15 protein-coding genes and 2 pseudogenes are annotated in these 24008 nt (G+C 69.2%); 14 read left to right on the plus strand and 3 right to left on the minus strand.

From position 1 onward, the window contains the following. Nucleotides 1-272 precede the first annotated feature (272 nt). Nucleotides 273-1370: pseudogene (locus tag QF027_RS47260) on the plus strand (IS630 family transposase). A gap of 1 nt (nt 1371) precedes the next feature. Here QF027_RS47260 and QF027_RS47265 read toward each other — a convergent pair. Both QF027_RS47265 and QF027_RS47270 read right to left on the minus strand, forming a co-directional pair. Further along, nucleotides 1372-1782 (minus strand): DUF6924 domain-containing protein, encoded by a 411-nt coding sequence (locus tag QF027_RS47265; protein ID WP_307081788.1) that lies wholly within the window; start codon nt 1780-1782, stop codon nt 1372-1374. A gap of 646 nt (nt 1783-2428) precedes the next feature. Beyond that, entirely contained in the window at nt 2429-3457 is a 1029-nt protein-coding gene (locus tag QF027_RS47270) for a hypothetical protein (RefSeq protein ID WP_307082744.1), read from the minus strand. Between the two features lie 116 nt (nt 3458-3573). Here QF027_RS47270 and QF027_RS47275 point away from each other — a divergent pair, with 116 nt between their 5' ends. Together QF027_RS47275 and QF027_RS47280 are read left to right on the plus strand one after the other, a co-directional pair. Next, a complete protein-coding gene (locus QF027_RS47275; protein WP_306972686.1) occupies nt 3574-4230 on the plus strand; it encodes a TetR/AcrR family transcriptional regulator in 657 nt (218 codons plus the stop codon). A 1120-nt stretch (nt 4231-5350) separates the two neighbouring features. Further along, on the plus strand, nt 5351-5491 hold the full coding sequence (locus QF027_RS47280; RefSeq protein WP_307082746.1) for a MerR family DNA-binding transcriptional regulator: 141 nt from the start codon (nt 5351-5353) through the stop codon (nt 5489-5491). On the opposite strand, the pseudogene QF027_RS47285 reads toward QF027_RS47280, so the two are convergent. Beyond that, nucleotides 5443-6457 (minus strand): annotated as a pseudogene (locus tag QF027_RS47285) (carbohydrate kinase family protein). The gene QF027_RS47280 and the pseudogene QF027_RS47285 sit on opposite strands and share 49 nt — an antisense overlap. A 226-nt stretch (nt 6458-6683) precedes the next feature. On the opposite strand from QF027_RS47285, the gene QF027_RS47290 reads away from it, so the two are divergent. The 11 genes from QF027_RS47290 (at nt 6684) to QF027_RS47340 (ending at nt 23906) form a co-directional block, all read left to right on the plus strand. Further along, a complete protein-coding gene (locus QF027_RS47290; RefSeq protein WP_307081790.1) occupies nt 6684-7676 on the plus strand; it encodes a LacI family DNA-binding transcriptional regulator in 993 nt (330 codons plus the stop codon). 74 nt (nt 7677-7750) lie between these two features. Then, complete coding sequence (locus QF027_RS47295) at nt 7751-9433, plus strand: ABC transporter substrate-binding protein (RefSeq protein WP_306972683.1); 1683 nt, start codon at nt 7751-7753, stop codon at nt 9431-9433. Nucleotides 9434-9522: 89 nt separating this feature from the next. Further along, nucleotides 9523-10500, plus strand: coding sequence for an ABC transporter permease (locus tag QF027_RS47300; RefSeq protein WP_307081792.1), 978 nt, complete (start codon nt 9523-9525; stop codon nt 10498-10500). 13 nt (nt 10501-10513) lie between these two features. After that, nucleotides 10514-11434 (plus strand): ABC transporter permease, encoded by a 921-nt coding sequence (locus tag QF027_RS47305; RefSeq protein ID WP_307081793.1) that lies wholly within the window; start codon nt 10514-10516, stop codon nt 11432-11434. A gap of 3 nt (nt 11435-11437) precedes the next feature. Next, complete coding sequence (locus tag QF027_RS47310; protein ID WP_307081795.1) at nt 11438-12391, plus strand: ABC transporter ATP-binding protein; 954 nt, start codon at nt 11438-11440, stop codon at nt 12389-12391. Continuing rightward, nucleotides 12388-13431: an ABC transporter ATP-binding protein gene (locus QF027_RS47315; RefSeq protein WP_307081796.1), complete on the plus strand. Its 1044-nt coding sequence runs from the start codon at nt 12388-12390 to the stop codon at nt 13429-13431. The genes QF027_RS47310 and QF027_RS47315 overlap by 4 nt, the downstream gene beginning before the upstream one ends. Beyond that, nucleotides 13428-14960 carry a glycoside hydrolase family 32 protein gene (locus QF027_RS47320; RefSeq protein ID WP_307081798.1) on the plus strand — a complete coding sequence of 511 codons (1533 nt, stop codon included), beginning with the start codon at nt 13428-13430 and terminating at the stop codon, nt 14958-14960. The genes QF027_RS47315 and QF027_RS47320 overlap by 4 nt, the downstream gene beginning before the upstream one ends. 84 nt (nt 14961-15044) lie before the next feature. Then, nucleotides 15045-18617 (plus strand): GH32 C-terminal domain-containing protein, encoded by a 3573-nt coding sequence (locus tag QF027_RS47325; protein ID WP_307081799.1) that lies wholly within the window; start codon nt 15045-15047, stop codon nt 18615-18617. A 568-nt stretch (nt 18618-19185) separates the two neighbouring features. Then, nucleotides 19186-19416: an XRE family transcriptional regulator gene (locus QF027_RS47330; RefSeq protein ID WP_307081801.1), complete on the plus strand. Its 231-nt coding sequence runs from the start codon at nt 19186-19188 to the stop codon at nt 19414-19416. 1029 nt (nt 19417-20445) lie between these two features. Further along, on the plus strand, nt 20446-20886 hold the full coding sequence (locus tag QF027_RS47335) for an Lrp/AsnC family transcriptional regulator (RefSeq protein WP_306972675.1): 441 nt from the start codon (nt 20446-20448) through the stop codon (nt 20884-20886). A 50-nt stretch (nt 20887-20936) separates the two neighbouring features. Further along, nucleotides 20937-23906: an aminotransferase gene (locus QF027_RS47340; RefSeq protein ID WP_307081803.1), complete on the plus strand. Its 2970-nt coding sequence runs from the start codon at nt 20937-20939 to the stop codon at nt 23904-23906. The last annotated feature ends 102 nt before the right edge of the window (nt 23907-24008 follow it).

A 24008-nucleotide genomic window follows, 5' to 3' on the forward strand; every position in this document is an offset into this window, starting at 1 on the left:
CGTTGCGCACACCGCCGGCATCACCCGATCAGTGGCCACTGTGAAACAGCTCACTGATCAACCAGCAGCCGACCCGCCAGGCCAGCACGCCCAAACCTCAATCGTGGACCAAGTCGTTAGTTAACGGGTAGGTCAACAGACTGCCCGACGCGCCGGATGGCGTCCCGCCGAGTGGTGTAGCCACTCGGCGGGGAGATGACCCGTGATCGCCCGGGTCGGTGGTCGTGGCGGTTGGATGTGAGGTGACGTCCGATCCGACCGCTGGAGGCGCGGTGGCCGAGCCTGTCCGTGTGCGCAGACTGACCGACCAGGAGGGGCAGAAGCTGCAGCAGATCGTGCGCCGGGGCAGCACCAGTACGGTGCGCTTTCGGCGCGCGATGATGCTGCTGGCCTCGGCCAGTGGGAACCGCGTGCCGGTGATTGGCCAGCTGGTCCAGGCCGACGAGAACACCGTCCGCGATGTGATCCACCCCTTCAACCAGATCGGCCTGGCCTGCCTGGACCCTCGATGGGCGGGAGGCCGTCCCCGCCAACTCAGCCTTGACGACGAGGACTTCGTCATCCAGACGGCAACCACCCGCCCGACCGAACTCGGCCAGCCCTTCACCCGCTGGTCACTGCGCAAACTCGTCGCCTACCTGCGCAAAATCCACGGCCGGGCGATCCGCATTGGCCGCGAGGCGTTACGCGGCCTGCTCGCCCGCCGCGGTGTCACCTTTCAGCGCACCAAGACATGGAAGGAATCCCCGGACCCCGAGCGCGAGGCGAAACTGGACCGGATCGAGGAGGTCCTGGACCGCTTCCCGGACCGGGTCTTCGCCTTCGACGAGTTCGGCCCCCTCGGGATCCGACCCACCGGCGGCAGATGCTGGGCCGCGTAGACCAGGCCCGACCGGGTGCCGGCCACCTACCACCGCACCCACGGAGTGCGGTACTTCCACGGCTGCTACTCGGTCGGCGACGACACCCTGTGGGGCGTCAACCACCGCAGGAAGGGCGCCGTGAACACGCTGGCCGCGCTGAAGTCGATCCGCGCCGCCCGGCCCGACGGCGCCCCGATCTACGTGATCCTGGACAATCTGTCCGCCCACAAGGGCGCCGACATCCGCCACTGGGCGAAGAAGAACAAGGTTGAGTTGTGCTTCACCCCGACCTACGCCTCCTGGGCCAACCCGATCGAAGCCCACTTCGGACCACTGCGGCAGTTCACCATCGCCAACTCGCACCACCCCAACCACACCGTGCAGACACGGGCATTGCACGCCTACCTGCGGTGGCGAAACGCCAACGCCCGCCACCGCGACGTCCTGGCCGCAGAACGCAAGGAACGCGCCCGCGTCCGCAGCCTGACACCGCCCAAAGGCCAGTGACTCAGAGGCCTCGGAAGACGCCGTCCTCCTCGACGGCGCCGGCGAACTCCTCGAAATCCATGTTCGCACCCGAGAGGTTGTTCTCAATGCTCCACAGCTGGGCTGCCACAACGCGGGCACCACGCCCACGCTCACCCTGCAGGTCCAGCACGAGGAGCGGCCGTTCAGTCGAGGCGAGGGCTACAGAGTCCGCTAAGACAAGAAGCGGATGCTGGTACTCCGCGGGGATCAGGTCGAGGGCCTGGTCGGATGTCAAGCCCTCGTACCTCCGGTCATCCACGACTGCGACGTTGGCCAGGAAACCGTCCTTGCTGGGCAAGAACAACGACGCCCGCAGAGCGTCCCACGCACCGTCTGCCGAGAAGTCGGTGCGCACAACGAGGGCTTCCAAAGTGCAGGGGAGCTGATTCATGCGCGGACAGTACCGCCAACCCGGTGAACCAATCCGGTCACAGCACTAGCCAATTGAGCTACGGAGGCAAAGACACCGCCCACGGGGAGGGGATGGGCTAGACGCCAGACCCCGCAAGGGTCCGCGCGCTTCAGACCGGATCCGAACCGGCGGCAACTCGCTCGACGTTGGATAGCAGGAGTGCGGGGGAGATTGGATCTTCATTGAAGAGGGAGATCATTGCCGTCATCGCCCGGCACTGTTCACGCGCGGCGGTGCAGCCGTCGGTTCGAGACCGGCCAGCGCTGCACCGCCCCAGGAAGGCCCAGGATGCAACGGCATCGAAACTGCGCTGTTCGACGCCCACGGGGGTGCCGTTCTCTTTAACGGCGCCCGTTGGAATTGTCCAACTGCTCCATAGGTGGCCAGTGAGGCCCATGGGAGGCGAGTGGTGCGGGCGATACGGCCGGTCCAGGCCGACTGCTCCGCGATCGACCAGCAGTTGCCCGCAACGCCCGGCATCAGTAACCCGCGCAGGTATAACACGCCGTTGGCCCGCAGGTCGCGGCGTCGGTAGACCGGCGCGAGGTCTGCGGCGAGCTCGGCGAATACCGCTTCCATCTGCTCGGGATCTGCAATGCGGCGCAGTGCGGGGCCAGCGCCGTGGTCACCGCGCACGGCGCCTATCACCCCGATACCGCTGCGCCACTGCAGCGAAGGCGGCCTTGGGTTCCCACTCCATGTCGGGGTAGGTCTGCCCCCGGCGCCCTTCGAGGAGTTTGACGATGCCCAGCCCGGCCCGGTCCAGATCGTCCCTGGGGTCGCCGTCCGGGCGGTGCGGGTAGCCAGGCAAGGCGAACAGGAACACGAACGCGCTGTCCACGCCCTGGGTCTCGAAGATCTCCAGCAGTTCGCTCAGATATGCGGCCTGGCCGGCCTCGTCACGCTCGTACATGCCGTTCAGCCGTACAGGGGCCTTGGTCTCCGGGTCGTACTCGACCACTTCCAGCACCCGCCCACCGCGGTCTCCCGCGCCGCGGTAGGCCGCGGTGCCGAACCCGGTGATGGCGAGCGGCTTCGGGCCTTGGGCCAGGGTGCGCACCGCATCCCGGAACCGGTCGGCGACCTCGGCGGAGCGGATCAGCTCGAACGTCGCAACGTCGAAGGGAGTCCAGTCGACCTGCTCGAACTGGATGGATGCATAGGTGAGCTTGCCCTGGAAGCGCTCGCGGACCGTGGCCGCGGCGTCGCGAAGGAATGCGTTGATGCGCACGCCGAGCTCGCGCATCGCTTCGGCGCTCCGCTCGGGTTGGCTCATCAGCTGCTCGACCCGCTCCTCGGGGCTCTCTCCGGGCAGGAACCCGCGGTTCATCACGCTCAGCTCGACCCCTGCGACGAACACGACTGTGGCCCCCTGCTGCCGGAGCCGTTCCGCTCGCTCGGCGCAGTCGCGGAAGAGCGTGAGGATCTGCTCCGGATCCAGCTCCAGCGGATAGGGCGAGAACCAGACCTCCAGGCCGAGCTCGGCGGCGGCACCGGCGGCCAGCTCCAGTCGGCCAGGGTCGCCGCCGATGATCTGGATCGCGTTGCAGTGCAGGTCGTCGCGGATGATGGCGAGCTCGCGCCGAACCACCGCGGGGTCGAAGTGCTCGCGGGAAATCTGGCCGTGCACGACGAACCCGGTGTCGTAGGTCATTCCTCTTGCTCGCATGGTGACGGCCTCTCTGTCGGTCCCGGTCGGGTCGAGGCTGACAGTAAAAGTGCGTGCACGCAAGTTTGCGTGCACGCAGTCTGTGTGGAACGCTGACACCCGTGACGACACCACCATCAAGGCTGCGGGAGCGGAAGAAGCAGGCCACGCGCGAGGCGCTACGCGAGGCGGCCCTGCGCCTGGCCGTGGAGCGCGGGCCGGACCAGGTGCGGGTCGAGGACATCGCCGAGGCGGCCGGAGTCTCGCCGCGCACCTACAACAACTACTTCGCCAGTCGCGAGCAGGCGATCGTCTCCGCTGTTACCGCGGACCGGGAGGCGCGGATCGCGGCGGCGGTCGCGGCCCGGCCCGCAGGAGTGCGCCTGGCTGACGCCGTCACCGAAGCAGTGGTCGAGCAGTACACGAACACCGGTGAGCGCGAACGCGAGGCGCTGCTGCTGATCACCACCTGGACCGCGCTGCGCGACGCGTTCCTCGATACCACCGCCGACATCGAGCCCCCTCTCACGCCAGTGATCGCCGAACGCCTAGGTGACGCCGGAGCACGCACAGCCCGCGTTCTCGCGGCAAGCGTGGCCGCGGCGGTTCGCATCGCGTTGGAAGGCTGGCTTCGGCCGGCCGGGAACGCAGAGGCCGCCGGGAGCTTCGGCACCGGAGGACTGGTCGTGCCCTCCGGCTCACTGCCCGACCAGCTCCGCGCGGCACTGGCCCCGCTCGCGCCCGCGTTCGATGCCGCCGAGCGACGCACCCAGCCGTGAAGTCGACCCAACTGGGGCATCCGCTGAACAAATACTAGATCCGGAACATGCCGATGCACCCGGCCGTCATCATTCTCGTCAGCCGATCAAACGTAGATGCCGCCGTGTCAGGTCGCGATCTACGACTGGCTAGGCTAGGGGCGGCGTCACCGCAGGTGGCGGGGCCTTTCTGCTCGGCCATTGCTCGGCCGGAAGTCCTGTAAGGCGTCGGTGGAGCCCGGCAAAATCCGATAACCGTTCAGCGGGAGTAGGCTGCCGGGAAGGGCTGTGACCTGCATAGTCCGGCACTGGCCGACAAAGATCGGCGATCTCCGGTAAAGAACGTAATGCGGCGGCAGGGGACTCATCATCCGTCGGTCGTGGGTTCGAGTCCTGCCCGCCTCACCTGTGCAGGTCTTTGACCTGCGGAAACGTTCATTTTTGGGGTGTCGGAGCGTCAACTTTGCCTGAACGGGCTGAATCCGCTGCTCGTGGGTGTGGAGTCCGGTGGCACTCGGGGCGCCTCCAACCCCTCTGACCAGCGGTGGACTAGGTGTTCGCGGTTGCCGCTCGTGGTCCGGGCAACTGCTTTGAGGGGCGATGCCAAGACCCAGGGCCGTACAGGGGTCGGGACGGCGCGGTCAGGTCCAGGCGAGTGTCTACGGGGCGGTTCGGTGTCCCATTTGCCGGTTGCGCGGCATGGGCTGCCATCGCGCTGTGGAGACACTGTCGCCCTCGCGTTGCTGGATCGGTGATGACCTCCAGGGGTCGGGAAAACTGCCCCAAGAGGAAACCGCTCTGATGGGTTACTCGCCCCTGTTGAGCAGAGCCCTGTGATTCGACTGGTGGACGATCAAACCAGCAGACCTTGTCCAGCTGTGGATTGTTGCGAACAGATGCGCGCCGGCTGGGCAGCAGCGCCCGCGCCTTCGAGCGCCTCGGACCAGAGCATGGCCTCCTTCAGCGTGGGTGGTAGACCGCGCCGGCACGATCGACGGGCCGGCGAGGACGTCCAAGGGGGAAGGGCGCGGGTTCCCGCAATCCTGGAGGTTCCGGCAGGCGAACCCGCGTACGGAGGGGTCCTGGCTGTCCGTCCAGGCGCGGGTTCGGGTGGTTTGGCGATGGGGGCTTGACCTTCGAGTTGTGTCGAGGCTTTACCGTCGGTGGTGCGACGACCTACCGCATATCGCAGCTGGCCGAGCGCCACCGGCATCCGGCCGCAACGCTGCGCTTCTACGAGACCACCGGACTACTGTCGGCCGAGCGGAAGGCGTTCGGATAGCGCGGGAACGGAGATCGCGAGGTTTCTGCCCAGGGCGGGTCCGCACCCGGGACGGAGCAGGTCAGGGCAGCAACGTGGGCAGCGAAGGTACAGGCGTCGGTGACGTCCTCGGGGCTCAGCGCGTCGAGCCTGCCGCCGAGGTGTCCGAGGGCGGCAAGGCGGTGCAGCAGGCCCGCGGTGAAGGAGTCCCCGGCCCCCACGATGTCCACTACGTCCACGGCCGGGGTCGGGACGGTGACGCGGCGGCCGTCGAGGGAGGCGAGGGCGTCCCGCCCGCCGAAGGTGATAACGACGAGGCGCGCACCGGCGGCGTGCCAGGTGTCGCACGCCTCCTCGGGGCTGACGCCGGGCAGGAGCAACGCGAGGTCGTCCTCGCTGAGGCGAAGGATGTCGGCGAGGGCGCACCAGTGGGGGAGCCGTTCGCGGTAGGCGGTGGGCGGTACGAGCAGGGGGGCGGACGTTGGGGTCGATGGACACGGTGACGTGCTCGCGGGCCTCGGCAAGGTGGTCCTCGATGCGAGTGCCGCCGGGTTGGCTCATCAGGGCCAGGGAGCCGGTGTGCAGGCAGGCCGCGCTGTCCGACCCGGTGGCGGCGAGTTCTTCGTCGGTCCACGGCCAGTCGGCCGCGCTGTCGGCGTAGAAGGTGTACGTGGCCTCGCCGGTCCAGTCGAGGTCGGCGACGGCGAGGATGCTGGGCTCGGGGGCGGTCACGCTGCCGGTCAGGTCGACGCCGGAGGCGCTGAGGCGGGCACGGAAGAGGATGCCGAAAACATCCGTGGAGAAGCGCCCGAGGAAGCGGGTGGGGGTGCCGAGCCGGGCGAGAGCGAGGGCGGTGTTGGCGGGGCCGCCACCGGGCAGGGCCCGCCGCACGAGCTCCTCGGAGCCGGACCGGACGGCGTCGGTGAAGGCGTTGGCGACGCACTCGCCGAGAACGGTGACACTGACGGGGGCCTGGGGTCGGGCGATGGTGACTGTCTGCCTCTCTCAGGAAGAGTGCGGGCGCGAGGGTCCCGGGATCGGTGGCCTGATGCAGTCCTTGCACAGGTATTGACATGCCGCTCAAGACGGACGTAACTTCCCTGCCACAAGGAAGTAACGCGCGTTATTAAAGCGCGAAACCGGAGGCGTTGTCTCGCCCTCGGCTGGCCGAAAGGGACTGGAAGTGGCCACGAACAAGTCGCATCGCGTGACCATGAGCGATGTGGCCCGCCATGCGGGTGTCTCGCGGACCACGGTCTCCTTCGTCCTCAACGACAAGCCCGGCGCCGCCATCCCCGAGGAGACCCGTCGGCGGATCCTGGAGGCGATCGACGAGCTCGGCTACCGGCCCAACGCCGGGGCGCGGGCGCTGGCCGCGAACCGCAGCGGGTGGTTCGGGCTGATCACCGAGATCGTGACCGGCCCGTTCGCGGGCGAGGTGATCACGGGCGCGCAGAGCCGCGCCTGGGGTGACCGGAGGTTCCTGCTGATCGCCGCGAGCGACGGCGACCCCGCCCAGGAGGCCGCCGCGCTCGACCAGATGCTGGAGCACCGCGTGGAAGGGCTGCTGTACGCCACGACCTGGCACCGCGCCGTCACGCTCCCCAAGGCCGCCCGGGAGGTGCCGACGGTGCTCGTCAACTGCTACGACGTGGAAGGGGAGCTGCCGTGCATCCTGCCCGACGAGGTGTCGGGCGGATACAAGGCGACCCGCCGACTCCTGGACGCCGGTCACACCCGCATCGGGCTCATCAACCTCGACCCGACGATCCCGGCCGCCATCGGCAGGCGCGAAGGGTACGAACGTGCCCTGCGCGAGGCCGGGATCACACCCGCCCCCTCCCTCGTCGTCCCCGGCTGGGCGACCGCCGACAGCGCCTACACCGCCGCCTGCGAACTGCTGGACCGCCCGGCCGGCGACCGGCCGACCGCGCTGTTCTGCGGCAACGACCGGATGGCCATGGGCGCGTACGACGCGATCAAGGAACGTGGGCTGCGCATCCCGCACGACGTGGCCGTGGTGGGGTTCGACAACCAGGAACTCATCGCCGCCTATCTGCGGCCGAAACTGACGACGCTCGCCCTGCCCTTCGAGGCCATGGGCACCAAGGGCATCGACATGCTCGCCGCTCTCGCAGCGGGGCAGCCGCTCGACACCCATCAGGTGACGATCGACTGCCCGCTGCTCGAACGCTCGTCGGTCTGACTGCGAATCAGTTCGCCGAGTAATCCCATCCCGTCTTCGTCCTGTGTGTTGAAGAGAGGAAAAGAGTCCCCATTATGGCACCCTCCCGCATACCTTCACGGCGGCTTCGGCCCGCCCTGAGAGCAGTCACCGCGACCGCCGCCGCAGCCCTGGTCCTGTCTGCCTGTACGGGTGGCTCGGGCGCCGCCGGCGCCGGTGACACCTCCGGCAACCAGCTGCTCACCATCCCGCGTGAGGATCTGGCGACGTTCACGCGCAACTTCAACCCGCTGTCCCCGCAGCCCGCCCCCATGACCAAGGAGGAGATCTACGAGCCGCTGGTCGTCCACAGCATGTCGGACGCCAAGGACACCCCGTGGCTGGCCACCAAGTGGGAGCAGGCCAAGGACGGCAAGTCCCTCACCTTCACGCTGCGCGAGGGCGTCAAGTGGTCGGACGGCCAGCCGTTCACCGCCGACGACGTCGTCTACACCTTCGAGCTCCAGAAGAAGGTGCTCGGCGGCTTCGACTACCTCGACAAGGTCACCGCGGTCGACGCCCACACGGTGAAGTTCACCTTCAACAAGCCCTTCTCACCGGCCTTCTTCGAGATCGGCGCCCACTACATCCTGCCGAAGCACATCTGGTCCAAGGTGAAGGACCCGGCGAAGTTCACCAACCCGAACCCGGTCGGCACCGGCCCGTACACCAAGATCGAGAAGTTCCAGAGCCAGTCGTACCAGCTGGGCAAAAACGCCGACTACTGGCAGCCGGCCAAGCAGCGGATCGCCGGCATCCAGATGCTCGCCTTCTCCGGCAACGACAGTGCCAACATCGCCTTCACCAGCGGCGAGGTGGACTGGACGCAGTCCTTCATCCCGGACATCGAGAAGTCCTTCGTCGCCAAGGACAAGAAGCACAACCACTACTGGTTCCCGGCCACCGGCGCCATGATCAACTGGCAGCTGAACACCACCAAGGCCCCCTTCAACGACCCGGCCGTCCGCAAGGCGCTCAGCATGGCCGTAGACCGCGACCAGATCACCAAGGTCGCCATGAACGGCTACGCCGAACCCGCCGACTGCACGGGCCTGGCCCGCACCTACGAAAAGTGGCGCGACACGTCGCTGGCCGCCTCCTGCACCTGGACGAAGTACGACACCGACGCGGCGGCCAAGGCCCTCGACGCGGCCGGCTACAAGGAGAGCGGCGGCAAGCGGAAGCTGAAGAACGGCAAGAACTTCACCCTCGACATCTCCGTCGGCTCCGCCTCCTCCGACTGGATCTCGGTCGCCAACATCATCAAGCAGGACTTGGCGAAGGTCGGCATCACCGCCACCGTGAAGACGCCCGACTGGTCGGCCGTCCAGTCGTCGTACAACACCGGCACCTTCGACACCGGCATCGTGTGGAGCAACAACGGCGCCACCCCGTACGAGTACTACCGCGGCGTGATGTCGACCAAGATGCTGCAGCCGGTCGGCAAGCAGGCCACGGAGAACTACCACCGCTTCGGAGACAAGAAGGCCGACAAGCTCATCGACGCCTTCGCCGCCGCCACGGACGAGAAGACGCAAGCCGAGCAGATGAACGGCCTGCAGGAGCTGTACAACAAGGACGCGCCCGTCGTCCCGCTGTTCACCGGCCCCGAGTGGGGCGCGTACACGGACGCCCGCTTCACCGGCTGGCCCACCGAGAAGAACCCGTACGCCACCCTCGGCAACCGCAACGGCAGCGCGATCCTCATACTCACCTCGCTCAAGCCCGTCAAGAGCTGACGCACGGATCGGCGGCCGTCCTCCTCCCCGGACGGCCGCTCCCCACCGCCCCCCCGCACCCCGCACCCCCTACGACAGGAGCACGACCCGTGCGTCTCATCCTGCGCAACCTGGGGTTCTATCTGCTCGCCTTCTGGGCCTCCCTCACCCTGAACTTCGTGCTCCCGCGCTTCATGCCGGGCGACCCGGTCTCGCGCATGTTCGCGCAGACCCAGGGCACGATGCAGCCCGACCAGATAGCCCAGCTGCGAAAACTCTTCGGTCTGGACAACCGCCCCCTCTGGGAGCAGTACGTCTCCTACGTCAAGAGCGTCTTCACCGGCGACCTCGGCATCTCCATCACCCGCTTCCCGACCCCGGTCACCGACGTGATCAGCTCGCAGATCGGCTGGACCCTGCTCCTCGGTGGCGTCGCGCTCGTCATCGCCGCCGTCCTCGGCAACCTGCTCGGCATCGTCGCCGCCTGGCGGCGCGGCGGCGTCCTCGACTCCGCCTTCCCGCCCCTGCTGATCTTCGTCGGCTCGTTCCCGTACTTCTGGCTGGCCATGGGCGCGCTGTACCTGTTCGGGGTGAGCCTCGGCTGGTTCCCCATGCGGCACGCCTACGACGTCGGACTGACCCCCGGCTTCAACGGCGAGTTCCTCTCGAACGTCGCCACCCACCTGGTGCTGCCCGCGCTGACCATCGTGCTGGTCTCCATCGGCGGCTGGATGCTCGGCATGCGCAACACCATGATCGCAACGGCGGCCGAGGACTACATCACGATGGCCGAGGCGAAGGGGCTCAGCCCCTCGCGGATCATGTTCCGCTACGCCGCCCGCAACGCGCTGCTGCCCTCCGTCACCAACTTCGGCATGGCACTCGGCTTCGTCGTCGGCGGTGCCCTGCTCACCGAGGTCGTGTTCGCCTACCCCGGTATCGGCTACCAGCTGCTGATGGCCGTCCAGGGCCTGGACTACCCGCTGATGCAGGGCATCTTCCTGACGATCACGGCGGCGGTGCTGCTCGCGAACTTCCTCGTCGACCTCGTCTACGTCCGTCTCGACCCGCGCGTCCGCGTCCGCTGAGGGGGTTGCCGACATGACCGCCATCGAGATCGCGACGGCCACCACGCCGACCGCCACCGCGCCCACGTCCCGCCGGCGCGGACTGCTGCGCCAGCTCATCGACAGCAAGAAGGCGCTTGCCGGGCTGATCCTGCTCGCTCTCTTCGCGCTGCTGGCCCTGCTCGCGCCTCTCCTGGTACCGGGCGACCCGTCGCTCATCAACTCCACGGGCAGCCAGGCTCCCTCGGCCGCGCACTGGCTCGGTACGACCGCCAAAGGACAGGACGTGCTCGCCCTCACCCTCTGGGGTGCGCGCAGCTCCCTCTTCGTCGGGTTCACCGTGGGGCTCGTGGCGACCGCGGTCGCCATCGTCGTCGGTCTCGCGGCCGCGTACTTCGGCCGCGTCGTCGACGACGCGCTGACCCTGGTCACCAACATCTTCCTGCTGCTGCCCGGCCTCCCGCTGCTCATCATCCTGGCCGCGTTCCTGCCGCCCGGTACCTCCACCGTGATCCTGGTCCTCGTCGTCACCGGCTGGGCGGGCTCGGCCCGGGTCCTGCGCGCGCAGGCCAAGTCGATCCGCGGCAAGGACTTCGTGGCCGCCGCCGTCGTCACCGGAGAACGCCCCCTGCGGATCATGTTCCGCGAGATCCTGCCCAACATGGCGTCCGTGGTGATGACCACGCTGCTCGGCTGCGTGATCTTCGGCATCGGCGCCCAGGCCGGCCTGGAGTTCCTCGGACTCGGCGACAGCAGCGTCGTCAGCTGGGGCACCAACCTGTACTGGGCCAGCAACGACGGCGCGCTGATGACCGGAGCGTGGTGGGCCTTCGTCCCCTCCGGACTGTGCATCGCCCTCGTCGCCTTCGCCATCGCACTGGTCAACTACGCGGTCGACGAGATCACCAACCCCAGGCTGCGCAACCGCCGTGCCCGCCGTGAGAGGAGGGGCTGAGCCGTGGAACCCGTACTTGAGGTGAACGGCCTGCGCGTCGAATACCGCAGCGACGGACGCACCGTCGTGGGCGCCGACGACGTGTCCTTCTCCATCGGCGCCGGAGAGATCTTCGGCCTCGCCGGAGAATCCGGCTGCGGCAAATCGACCATCGCCAACGCGGTGATGCGACTGCTCAAGCCCCCGGCGGAAATCTCCGCGGGCAGCATCCGCTTCCAGGGCCGCGACGTCCTCGCCCTGGACGCACGGGAGCTGCGCGCCTTCCGGTGGCGGGAGATCGCCATGGTCTTCCAGTCGGCGATGAACTCCCTCAACCCCGTCCTGACCATCGGCGAGCAGATCGTCGACATCTTCACCACCCACGAGCGGATGAAGAAGCGGGCCGCGCGGGAGCGGGCCGGCGAGCTGCTGGAGCTGGTCGGCATCGACCCCGGAAGGCTGAAGGCGTACCCGCACCAGCTCTCCGGCGGTATGCGCCAGCGCGTGGTCATCGCCATGGCCGTGGCCCTGAAGCCAAGGCTGCTGATCATGGACGAGCCGACCACCGCGCTCGACGTGGTCGTGCAGCAGGAGATCATGGCGCAGATCCGCGACCTCCAGCGGGAGCTGGGCTTCTCCATCCTCTTCATCACCCACGACATGTCCCTGATGATCGAGCTGTCGGACCGCATGGGCGTGATGTACGGCGGACGGATCGTCGAACTCGCCGACGCCAAGGACCTGTTCGCGGGACCGCTCCACCCCTACACCGAGGCGCTGATGAACGCCTTCCCGCCGCTGACGGGCCCGCGCCAAGAGCTCACCGGCCTCTTCGACGCCCCGCGCACCGCCGACAGCTGCGGCTTCCACGTCCGCTGTCCCGAGGACCGCTCGGACTGCTCCATGAACATCCCCGACCTGCGCGAGATCGCCCCCGGCCGGTGGGTGGCCCAGAGTGCCCAGGGAGCCCCGCGATGACCCAGCCCCTGCTGTCCGTACGCGGCCTGACCAAGGACTTCCAGGTCGGCACCGTCTTCTCCCGGCGCCGCGTCCGTGCCGTCAACGACGTGTCCTTCGACCTGCCGGCCGGCCGGATCACCGCCCTGGTCGGCGAGTCCGGCAGCGGCAAGTCCACCATCGCCCGCTGCCTCGCCCGCCTCGAACAGCCCTCCGCCGGACAGGTACTGCTCGACGGCGAGGACATCCTGCGCACCGAACGGCGCCGGGCGTCACGGGCGTACCGCCGCAAGGTCCAGATGGTCTTCCAGGATCCCTTCGGCTCACTCAACCCCGTCCACCGCATCGAGCACTTCCTCACCCGGGCCCTCGTCCTGCACGGCCACTCCGCCACACCGGAGGCGCTGCGCGAGCTGGTGGAAACGGTCGGCCTGACCGAGGACATGCTCCAGTCCTACCCGCACGAACTCTCCGGCGGCCAGCGTCAGCGCGTCTCCATCGCTCGCGCGTTGGCGGTGGAGCCGCGCCTCATCCTGGCCGACGAACCGACGTCGATGCTGGATGTCTCCGTGCGCGTCGGCGTGCTCAACCTGATGCGGCGCCTGCGCGACGAGCGGAACATCGCCATGCTCTACATCACGCACGACCTGGGCTCCGCCCGCTACCTCGCGGACACCACGATGGTCATGTTCGCCGGCGAACTGGTCGAGGGCGGCGACGCGTTGGCCGTCATGGACGCCCCCGCCCACCCCTACACCCGCCTGCTGCTGTCCGCCGTACCCGACCCCGAACGGGCCGGCAGCTACGACCCCGTCGAGCGCGCCAGGCTCCGCGAGGCGATCCTCAACCCCACGTCCTGCCCCTACGGCGACGACGGCACGTGCAGCCGCACCGAGCCCGTCCGCCACATCGTCGGCGAAGACGACGGACAGCCCCACTGGGTGCGCTGCCACCTGCGCGCACCCGCCTCCGACATCGCCCGCCGCGTCCTGAAGGCCACCGACCGGCCGGACGGCGAGGCCACCGACGACCCCGAGGAAGCGGAGACCACCGCCGCATGACCCACGACCTCACCCTCCCCTCCGGCACCCCCATCGCCGAGGGGCTGGCCGAACGCGCCCTGCGCGACCCCCACCGCCCCCGCTTCCACTTCACCTCGCCCGGCGGCTGGCTCAACGACCCCAACGGGCTGAGCCACTGGAACGGCGTCTACCACCTCTTCTACCAGTACAACCCGCTCGCCGCCGCCCACCACCGCATCCACTGGGGCCACGCCACCAGCCCCGACCTCGTCCACTGGACCGACGAACCGGTCGCCCTCGTCCCCGGCACCACCGGCCCCGACCGCGACGGCTGCTGGTCCGGCGTCCTCGTCGACGACGGCGGAGTGCCCACGCTCGTCTACTCGGGCAGGCACGGCGAGCATGAACTCCCCTGCGTGGCCAGGGGATCCGCGGATCTGAGGTACTGGACGAAGGACCCGGCCAACCCGGTCATCACCGCCCCGCCGGAGGGCATCGACATCACGGCCTTCCGCGACCACTGCGTCTGGCGCGAGGGCGAGGTGTGGCGCCAGTTGGTGGGCTCCGGAATCCGGGGCGTCGGCGGAACGGCCTTCCTGTACGAATCCGACGACCTGCGCAGCTGGCGCTACGTCGGCCCCCTGCTGACCGGCGACGCCTCGCAGAACCAGGGCGACCTCGACTGGACCGGCACGATGTGGGAGTGCGTCGACCTCTTCCGGCTCGGCGAGGACGAGGAGGCCGACAGCACCGACGCGCTGGTCTTTTCCGCCTGGGACGAGGGCACCACCCACCACCCCCTGTACTGGACCGGCCGCTACCAGGGCGACACCTTCACCCCGACCGCCCTCCACCGCCTCGACTACGGCGGCCGCTACTTCTACGCCCCCCAGTCCACCCGCGACGAGCACGGCCGCCGCATCATGTTCGGCTGGCTCCAGGAGGGCCGGACGGACGAGGCGAACGCGCAGGCCGGCTGGTGCGGTGTGATGTCCCTGCCCAGGGTCGTCACGCTCGCCACGGACGGCGGCCTGCATCAGGCCCCGGCTCCGGAGCTGACCGAGCTGCGGCGGGAGCGCGTAGAGGTGTCTCCGGGCCGGCTGACCGACCCGTACACCCCGCTGCCCGCCGTGCGCGGGGACCAGCTGGACATCGAGACCACCCTGCGTCTCGCTCCCGGAGCGACCGCCCGGCTCGTGGTCCGCGAGACACCGGACGGCGCGGAACGCACGGTCGTGGAGGTGAGCAGGGCGCAGGACGGAACGGGCGGCACCCTCCGCCTGCGCCGCGAGACCAGCAGCCTCGACCCGACGGTCGACACCGAACCCCGGCACGGCGCACTGCCGTTGGACCCCGACGGCCGGGTCGACCTGCGGGTCCTCGTCGACCACTCCGCACTGGAGATCTTCGCCAACGGGCGTGCCCTGACCGCCCGCATCTACCCCACCCGCCCGGACGAGGCCGTGGGCGTCGGTATCGGTGCCGACGGCGACGTGGCCCTGGAACGGTTCGACGCCTGGCAGATGACGTCGGCCTTCACCGACGTACCCCGGCCGCTGTGGCCGTGACGGTCTTACCCACGACCACGGCCCGCGGGGTGGACGTCCCCCCGGGCCGTGGCCCACCCTCCCCTGCTCTCCTCAGGAGCTGCCATGAGCGTGTCCCGCCGTACCCTCCTGTTCGCCGGAGGAGCCGCCGCCACCCTGCTGCCTCTCGGAGGCATCCTCCCCGCAGCACAGGCCGCCACCCCGAGCGCCGCCGGAGCGACCCCCGCCGCCACTCCGATTCCCGACCCCATCCCCGTCACCGGCACCTGGACCCGCACCTCCGACGGCGGCCAGAAGGCGACCGCCGGCCGTCGCGGGCCCGCGCTCGCCCTGTCCGAGCAGCAACTCGCGGCCAAGGGCACGTACGCGGCCCGCGTCACGCCCCAATCTGCCTCCTCCATAGGCGCGTTGGTGTTCCGGGCAGCCCTGGACGGCTCGACCGGATACGCGGTCGCCCTCGACCCCGGCCGCGCCCGCATACGGCTCTACGACCTGGCCGGCGGCGACACACTCGCCACCGCTCCACTTCCAGGCACGCGGACCGCAAGACCCTATGACCTCGAAGTGGCAGTCGACGGACCCGAGCTGACGGTGCATGTCGACGGCAAGCGGCTCCTCCACACCGAGGACCACCGCCACGACACCGGCTCGGTGGGCCTGCTCGCCCAGGACGGCACGGTCACCTTCGGCCCGCCCTCCCTCTCCTCGGTCACCACCAACCTCACCGGCTGGACCACGAGCGGCGGCACCTGGACGCCGAGTCCGCTGGGCTGGCGCGCGGCCCCGGCCCAGGGAGCCACCGCCCGCGCCATCACCACGACCAAGGCGTACGACACCGCGCTCCAGGCCGACCTGCTCCTGCATGACGCTTCCGCCATCGCCTCACTGCTGGTGCGCACCGACGCCACGGCCACCCACGGCTACGGCGTCCAAGTCGACGCGGACCAGGGCAGGCTGAGGCTCTACCGCATCGACGGCAACGTCACCCTCGGCACCTACGCGACCACCATCAAGGCCGGTACGGTCTACCGCCTGCGTGTCGAAGCCGAACACGACGAACTGCGCGTGCACTGGCAGACCAACTTCCTCTCACCCGACGGCTACAGCCCCGTCATCACCGCCCAGGACTCCACCCACACCAAGGGCCGACTCGCCGTCACGGCATGGGCCGGCGAGGTGTCCTTCGAGAACATCGCCGCCGCCGACCTCGCCACCGGCCTCCAGGGCTGGACGGCCCGCTCCGGCACCTGGACCCCCGATCTGCGCGGCATCCGCGGCGAGAACGACCTGCGCACGACCCCCTTCGCCGACGGCGACCTGGTGGCGAGAGCAGACATCACACCCGGCGGCCCCTCCTCCTCTGCCGGCCTCGTCCTGCGCGCGTCCGCGGACGGATCCGGCGGCTACGAAGCCCGCCTGGAAGCCGGCCGCAACGCCGTCGTCCTGCTGGACCGCTCCTCTGGCGCCCGCCTCGCCTCCGCTGCCGGCCCGGTCCGGCGCATCGCGTCCGGCGGCACCTACCGCGTCGAGGCCCGCGCGACGGGCAGGACGGTCGAGGTGTACGTGGACGGCGTACGGGCGCTCAGGACCCGCGTGTCCCGCACCAAGGGAGCCGCCTTCGGCACCGCGGCCGCGCACGGGGCGTCGTATTTCCAGAACGTCGAGGTCCGCAGTACCGCCGACTACTTCACCGAGCCGTACCGCCCCACGTACCACTACTCCCAGCTCACCGGCTCCACCAGCGACCCCAACGGCCTGGTCCACTACGACGGCGAATACCACCTCTTCCACCAGGACGAGGGCCGCTGGGCGCACGCGGTCAGCACCGACCTCGTCCGCTGGCAGGCCCTGCCGATCGCCCTGCCCTGGAACGCCTACGGCAACTGCTGGTCGGGCTCGGCGGTTGTCGACGCGGACGACACCTCCGGCCTCTTCGACGGCGGATCGGGTCTGATCGCGTACTACACGAGCTACCACCCGGACAAGCCGGGCGGGAACGCCGGCGTGCGCATCGCCTACAGCAGGGACAAGGGCCGCTCGTGGCAGCTGCACGGCGGCTCGGCCCCGGCCGTGCAGAACCCGGGAGGCCCCGACGCCGGCTGGACCTTCCGCGACCCCAAGGTCATCCGCGACGAGGCCCACGACCAGTGGCTGATGGTCGTCTCCGGCGGCGACCACATCCGCTTCTTCACCTCCACCGACCTCCTCACCTGGACCCAGGTCAGCTCCTTCGGCTACGGCGACTGGGCCACGCCCGGCGTCTGGGAGTGCCCCGACTTCTTCCCACTGCCGGTCGACGGCGACAAGGACAAGGTGAAGTGGGTCCTCACCCTGAGCACCGGAGCCGTACGCGCCACCAACGGCTCGGCCGCCCAGTACTTCACGGGTGAGTGGAACGGCACCGGTTTCACTCCCGACCAGAAGGCAGGCACGGTCCTGCGCGCCGACTCCGGCCGCGACTACTACGCCGCCATGTCCTTCTACGGCCTGCCCGACGACCGCCGCGTCTGGCTCGGCTGGATGAGCAACTGGGACTACCCCTTCAGCGCCCCGACCGGCGCCTGGAACGGACAGCTGAGCACTCCCCGAGAACTGACCCTCACGGACACCGCCGACGGCGTACGCCTGACGCAGCGCCCGGTCCCGGAGCTGGTCACACTGCGCACGTCCACCACGACCCGCAAGGACCTCGCCGTCGGCCCCGACTCCGCGAACCCTCTTGCGGGAGTCCGGGACATCGCCTATGAGATCGAGGCCGAGATCACCCTCGGCACCGCCAAGGAGATCGGCTTCCGGCTCCGGACCGACGACGACCAGCACACGACAGTCGGATACGACGCCGAGGCGCAGGAGTTGTTCGTGGACCGCTCGGCATCGGGCCTGAGCGACTTCACGCAGTACTTCACGGGCCGCACCACCGCGCCGATGAAGACGACCGACGGCCGCGTGACCCTGCGCGTGTACGTCGACTCGTCATCGGTCGAGGCATTCGGCGCGGACGGACAGGCCGCCGTGACCAGCCTGATCTTCCCCAGCCCGAACGCCGACGGCATGGCCTTCTACGCCAAGGGCGGCACCGCACACGTCGAGTCGCTCAAGGTACACAGGCTGGACAGCACCTTCCGCCTGGTGGACCGGGTGAAGCCGCTGGTGGCCGCCCCGACCGGCGGTGAATTCCGCTCGGACCTCGGCGAGTTGACGATCACCCCCGCCGGCCGCTGGTCGACGGACAGCGCGGGCCGCGCCGCAAGCTTCGACAAGGACTCCCACGCGATCTCGGCCCGCACGGCGACGGACTTGGACCTCACCACCCTGGTCCGGCTCGGCGGCCCCGACCCGGACACCGGCGGCGCGCTCTCCCTCCTCTGGCGCGCCTCCTCCGACGCCACCGATGCCTACTGCCTCAACATCGACCCCGACCTGCGCGTGATCCGCCTGGTCGCCAAAACCAACGGCTACTTCGACGACGGCGCCGCCCTCGCCCGCGTCCCGGCCCTGGTCCGCCGCGGCACGACCTACTCCGTCCGCATCCTCACCGAGGGCCACCGCATCCAGGTGTTCCTCAACGGCACACGGATCATCGACGTGACGGACACGACGTACGCCGATGGCCACATCGCCCTGAATGTGTTCGGCGGGAGGGCGGCGTACCAGGACACTTACGCGAAGGAGCTGTGACCGCCGGTCAAGCCGCACACTCAGGAGACACCCTCATGAACGGCACCAGCCCTGCCACCTCCCGCGTGGCAGCCCCGGCTGCCGTCCTCCCCGAAGGCGGGTCGTCGAACATGGAGGGGACGGTGAGAACCGCCGACCCTCCCGTTATGACGTAATGGGTGTATGCCGCCAGTGAAGTAAATGGCAGATGGGGGAACGCGTGTGTGACTTGGAAGATCGTCGTGGTCGAGCCGGCTCTTTCGTGGCTCCACGGCCTGCGCCGCACTGACCGTGACACGCTGATTCAGGTCCGCCAGGCTGTCGCTGCCCTTCAGGAGGAAGGTCCCGCGCTGGGCCGGCCTCTGGTGGACACGATCAAGGGCTCGGCGTTGTCGAACCGGCTGGTACCGCGTCGCGGTGTCCCAGGCGGAGCAGGCGTACGCGGAGCATCTGAAGCGAATCGATGGAGAGGACGGGGCACGATGACTGATCACCTCAAGGACCCGCAGTCGGTCTCCTGGGAGACCTGGTCGAGGATTTCGCCTTCACCGATACCGAAAAGGACCAGATCCGGAAGGGGGCGCTGGCGATGGTCCTGGCTTCCCGTGTATCCCGCCTCGCCGGGTTGCGGAAGCGGCAGCACACCACACAGGTCCAGGTCGCCGAGGCCATGGGTGTCACCCAGGCCCGCGTCTCGCGCATTGAGAAGGGCCAACTGGAGCGCAGCGAGGTCGACACCCTCGCTGCCTACGTCAAGGCGCTCGGCGGCAAGCTGAAGATCGTCGCTGACTTCGGTGATGAGTCCTACGTCCTCGACTGACCAGATCGGCAAACAGCGGCCCAGGCTCATGCGCAGTCCGGTGGACAAGCTCGCCTCGTGACGTCAGGGATGATGCTCCACCGCGTGATCAGGGGTGGAGCAGCAGCGCGTTGGTAAGGGGGCCCGCTGTGCGAGAGTTCTCTCCTCTTGGCTGAACTGGGCGGACGCGGCTGCTGCTGTGGTAAGCGTCCGACTCGTCGACCTCCAGGGGCTTGAGGGGCCGCAAGGACAGGAACAGACCGACAGGCACTGCGCAGGGCTGACCCTGATCAGCACGTCTGACCTGCAAGAACGGCGTGAATCGGCACTGATCGGCAAGGGCCGCCAAGAATCCCTAATGGACTCATAATCCGTCGGCCGTGGGTTCGATTCTCACCCGCCCCACCATGCAGTCTTCTGACCTGCGGAAACGTCTCAGCGGGCGTAGGGATTCAGAACAGCGGCCGCCGCCTGGAGGTCGTCGAGGTGCCCGCCCCGAACGTCCTGGAGGCCCACGACCGGGCGCAAGTCATGTGCCACGTACGGGAGTTCCTGGACGACAACTCCTCGCGGAACTCCTGAGTCCACGTCCAGGTTGTGCGCAATACTGCGGATTGCCCCTGTAGCGCGTGCGTTTGCCTCGTAGGAGCCCTCGGCGCCGCGCTGGGGGAGCCGGCGGAGCCGGGGGAGGAGCGTCCAGTGTCTCCTCAGGGGCGGCGCTGCTGCTCGCGCCCACCGGAACGCGCGGCCGCCGCGCGTCTTCGCCGCCAACCCCATCCTGCGGCAGGTCTGTTGCTCGCCCAACTGCCGACGCGACGCCGAGAGGCAGCGCAATCAGGAACACGATGAACAACGGGCCGTCCGCCAAACAGCCACGCCGGCCGATCTTCAGAGATCGTCATCAACGTCAGGACTCTGCAGCGCTCACGGGAACCCGCACACACGACTCGCTCGATTCCATCGTCATCGCACTTGAATCGAGCACAGGAATCCGGCATGGTGCTTGAAACAAGCGCAATGCCTGCCGTTCACGCAGGAGAGAGGTGCTGCATGGACGACATCGACCGGGCCATCCTGCGGGAGCTGCAGGTCGACGGCCGGATCCCTTACGCCGATCTGGGTCCGAAGGTGGGTTTGTCACCCTCGGCCGCGAGGCTCCGGCTGCAGCGGCTGATCGACGCCAAGGCGGTCCAGGTCGTCGGAGTGACCGACCCGATGACCATGGGCCAGCAGGCGATGGCACTGCTGGGCTTGCGCATCGACGGCGATCCCCGGGCGGTCGCCGATGAACTGTCCCGGCACGACGAAGTCGTGTACACGGTCCTGACGGCCGGCGGCTTCGACCTGTTCGCGGAGGTGGTGTGCCCTCAGCCTCGGGATCTTCTGGACTTCATCAACGACGTCGTGCGGCCCGTCGAGGGTGTCGCATCCGTGGAGAACTTCCCCTACTTCGCGATTCACACTCACCGCTTCTTGTGGCACGTCGACTGAGGCATCCGAGAGTCCGAGCCCCTTTGCCCGCACCAGCCGAGGAACCCTGCATGCTGCCCGACGAGCACCGCACGATCGACTTCTTCACCGAGGACGCCCTTCCCGCACCCCGCATGGCCCCGGCCGAGGCCGAGCTCATCGCTGCCGAACACCTCGGCATCACTGCTCGCGCGCAGGCGCTGGGCAGCCAGCAGGACGCCAACTTCCTGTTCCACGACGACGAGGGGACGCCCGCGGCGATTCTGAAGATCGCCAACCCCGCCTTCGGCACGGTGGAGATCGAAGCCCAGGACGCGGCAGCCGACCTGATCGCTTCGGCCCGCCCGGAACTGCGCATCGCCACGGTCCTGCGCCGCCCTGACGGCTCCCCGCGGCGCACGACGGTGGACACCGGCAACGGTCCGGCCGTCGCGCGCCTGCTGCGCTACCTGCCCGGCGGCACGCTCTCGGGACCACGGCACCTGTCCCCCGGCACCGTGGCGGGCATGGGCACGATCGTCGCGAAGGTCAGCACCGCCCTGCGCGACTTCCGGCACCCGGGCCTCGACCGCGTGCTCCAGTGGGACCCGCAGCACGCCGATCGCGTCGTCGCCAAGCTCGCCGGGCACATCGCCGAACCCGACCGGCGCACCGCCGTCCAGACCGCGACCGCGGAGGCCTGGGCACATGTCCAGCAGCTCGCCGCCGCGCTGCCGTCGCAGGCCGTGCACCTGGACCTCACCGACGACAATCTGATCCGCTGTCCCGACAGCCGTCCGCCCATGCCGGACGGGGTCATCGACTTCGGTGACGTGACCACGAGCTGGGCGGTCGGCGAACTCGCCGTGTCACTGTCCTCGATGCTCCACCACGACGGTATCGAGCCTCACCACGTGCTGCCGGCCGTCCGCGCCTTCCACGCCGTTCGGCCGCTCTCCGCCGAGGAAGCCGAGGCGGTGTGGCCGCTCGTGGTCCTGCGCGCCGCCGTCCTGGTGGCCAGCGGGCGGCACCAGGCCGCCGTCGACGAGGACAACGTCTACGCCAAGGCCGCGCTCGACCACGAATGGCGGATATTCGAACAGGCCACCAGGCTGCCCCTGCCGGTGATGATCCGCCTCGTCAGGGACGCGAGCGGCATGGCCGACATGCCGGCCCGGACGGTGCGCGCCGACGCACCGGTGCGTCCTCTCCTGAGGGACCTCGCCGCCGACGACATCACCCTCCTCGACCTGTCCACCGAAGCTGATTCCATGGACCATGGAGCCTGGATGGACGAAGGCACCGAGGCCCGGCTGGTGACCTCCGCCCTCGCGGACGGAGCGGTCGCCGTCGCCACCCGGTACGCCCGTGCGCGCCTCACTCGGACACCGGCGCTGTCGGCGCTGTCCGCCGCCACGGTGCCCACCGGAATCGACCTCCGGCTCGGCCGGGATGCCGTGGTGCAGGTGCCCGCCGCGGGGAAGGTCCTCGCCGCGGCGCCGGGCCACGTGGAACTCACCTACGGCACGCAGGTGCTGTCGCTGTCCTTCCCCCACGCGGTCCAGCCCGTGGTCACCACCGGTGCGACGGTGCAGGCGGGCGAGGACATCACCCACCTCGGCTCCGGCGCCTCGGTCCACGTTGCGCTGCGCGACGCCGACGGCCCCGCTGCCCCGCACCTGGTCCGTCCCGAGTACGCCGCCGGCTGGCTCGCGCTCACCGCCGACCCCGCCCCGCTCCTCGGCCTCCCGGCCGACTCCGACCGTACGCGCGAGAGGGACCTGATCGACCGGCGTGACGCCGCGTTCGCCACCGTGCAGGGGCACTACTACGACAACCCTCCGCGTGTCGAACGTGGTTGGCGCCACCATCTGCTGTCCACCGACGGCCGGTCGTACCTCGACATCGTCAACAACGTCACCCCATTGGGCCACGCCCACCCCCGCGTCGAGCAGGCAGTCTCCCGCCAGTTGCGGCGGCTCAACACCAACTCGCGCTTCCACTACGCCTCCGTGGTGGAGTTCTCCGAGCGCCTCGCCGGCCTCCTGCCCGACCCTCTGGACACGGTGTTCCTCGCCAACTCCGGTTCGGAAGCGGTGGATCTGGGCCTTCGCCTGGCCATCGGGGCCTCCGGCCGGCACGACGTCGTCGCGCTGCGCGAGGCGTACCACGGCTGGACGTACGCCTCCGACGCGGTCTCCACCTCGCTCCAGGACAACCCGAACGCCCTGGCCACCCGCCCGAGCTGGGTGCACACCGTGGACTCGCCCAACTCCTACCGCGGCCGCCACCGCGGGTCGGACGCCGTGCGCTACGCACCCGAGGCCGTCGCGGTGATCGACGAACTGGCCGCTGCCGACCGCCCGGCGGGAGCATTCATCGGCGAGACCTTCTACGGCAACGCCGGAGGAGTCGCCCTCCCCGACGGCTATCTCGCCCAGGTGTACGCGGCGGTACGGCGTCACGGCGGCCTGGCCGTCGCCGACGAGGTCCAGGTCGGATACGGCCGCCTGGGACACTGGTTCTGGGGCTTCGAGCAGCAGCGGGTCGTCCCCGACATCGTCTGTGTCGCCAAGGCCATGGGCAACGGACACCCCCTCGGCGCCGTCATCACATCCAAGGCGGTCGCGGACCGGTACCGCGACCAGGGCTACTTCTTCTCCTCCACCGGCGGCAGCCCCGTCTCCAGCATCGTGGGTCTCACCGTCCTGGACACCCTGCGCGACGAAGACCTCCAGGGCAACGCGGCGCGCGTCGGCGGCCATCTGAAAGGCCGGCTGGAGGCACTGGCCGACCGCTACGGCATCATCGGCGCCGTCCACGGCTCGGGCCTCTACCTCGGCCTCGAACTCGTCCGGGACCGCGTCGGCCTGGAGCCCGCCACAGAAGAGACCGCCGAACTCTGCGACCGCATGCTCGACCTCGGTGTGATCGTCCAGCCCACCGGGGACCACCTCAACATCCTCAAGATCAAGCCACCGCTGTGCATCGACACCACCGCAGCCGACTTCTTCGCCGACATGCTCGACCTGGCCCTCACCCAACTCGGCCATTCCCGCTGACGCCACACATCCGGAGGCCCGGGCCCGGCGGCGTCTACGGCGTCCATCCGAGCCGCTGGACGCGCAGGCCCCGGCCCGCCGATGACCGGAATCACATACACG

This window comes from Streptomyces canus (assembly GCF_030816965.1).
Classification (GTDB): Bacteria; Actinomycetota; Actinomycetes; order Streptomycetales; family Streptomycetaceae; genus Streptomyces; species Streptomyces canus_E.

Bases quoted from the DNA above. Each gene is read 5' to 3' on its own strand.
- QF027_RS47265 (WP_307081788.1), bottom strand. From the start codon at position 1,782: ATGAATCAGCTCCCCTGCACTTTGGAAGCCCTCGTTGTGCGCACCGAC.
- QF027_RS47305 (WP_307081793.1), top strand. From the start codon at position 10,514: ATGACCGCCATCGAGATCGCGACGGCCACCACGCCGACCGCCACCGCG.
- QF027_RS47290 (WP_307081790.1), top strand. From the start codon at position 6,684: ATGAGCGATGTGGCCCGCCATGCGGGTGTCTCGCGGACCACGGTCTCC.
- QF027_RS47315 (WP_307081796.1), top strand. From the start codon at position 12,388: ATGACCCAGCCCCTGCTGTCCGTACGCGGCCTGACCAAGGACTTCCAG.
- QF027_RS47325 (WP_307081799.1), top strand. From the start codon at position 15,045: ATGAGCGTGTCCCGCCGTACCCTCCTGTTCGCCGGAGGAGCCGCCGCC.
- QF027_RS47340 (WP_307081803.1), top strand. From the start codon at position 20,937: ATGCTGCCCGACGAGCACCGCACGATCGACTTCTTCACCGAGGACGCC.
- QF027_RS47335 (WP_306972675.1), top strand. From the start codon at position 20,446: ATGGACGACATCGACCGGGCCATCCTGCGGGAGCTGCAGGTCGACGGC.
- QF027_RS47270 (WP_307082744.1), bottom strand. From the start codon at position 3,457: ATGACCTACGACACCGGGTTCGTCGTGCACGGCCAGATTTCCCGCGAG.
- QF027_RS47320 (WP_307081798.1), top strand. From the start codon at position 13,428: ATGACCCACGACCTCACCCTCCCCTCCGGCACCCCCATCGCCGAGGGG.
- QF027_RS47330 (WP_307081801.1), top strand. From the start codon at position 19,186: ATGGTCCTGGCTTCCCGTGTATCCCGCCTCGCCGGGTTGCGGAAGCGG.
- QF027_RS47295 (WP_306972683.1), top strand. From the start codon at position 7,751: ATGGCACCCTCCCGCATACCTTCACGGCGGCTTCGGCCCGCCCTGAGA.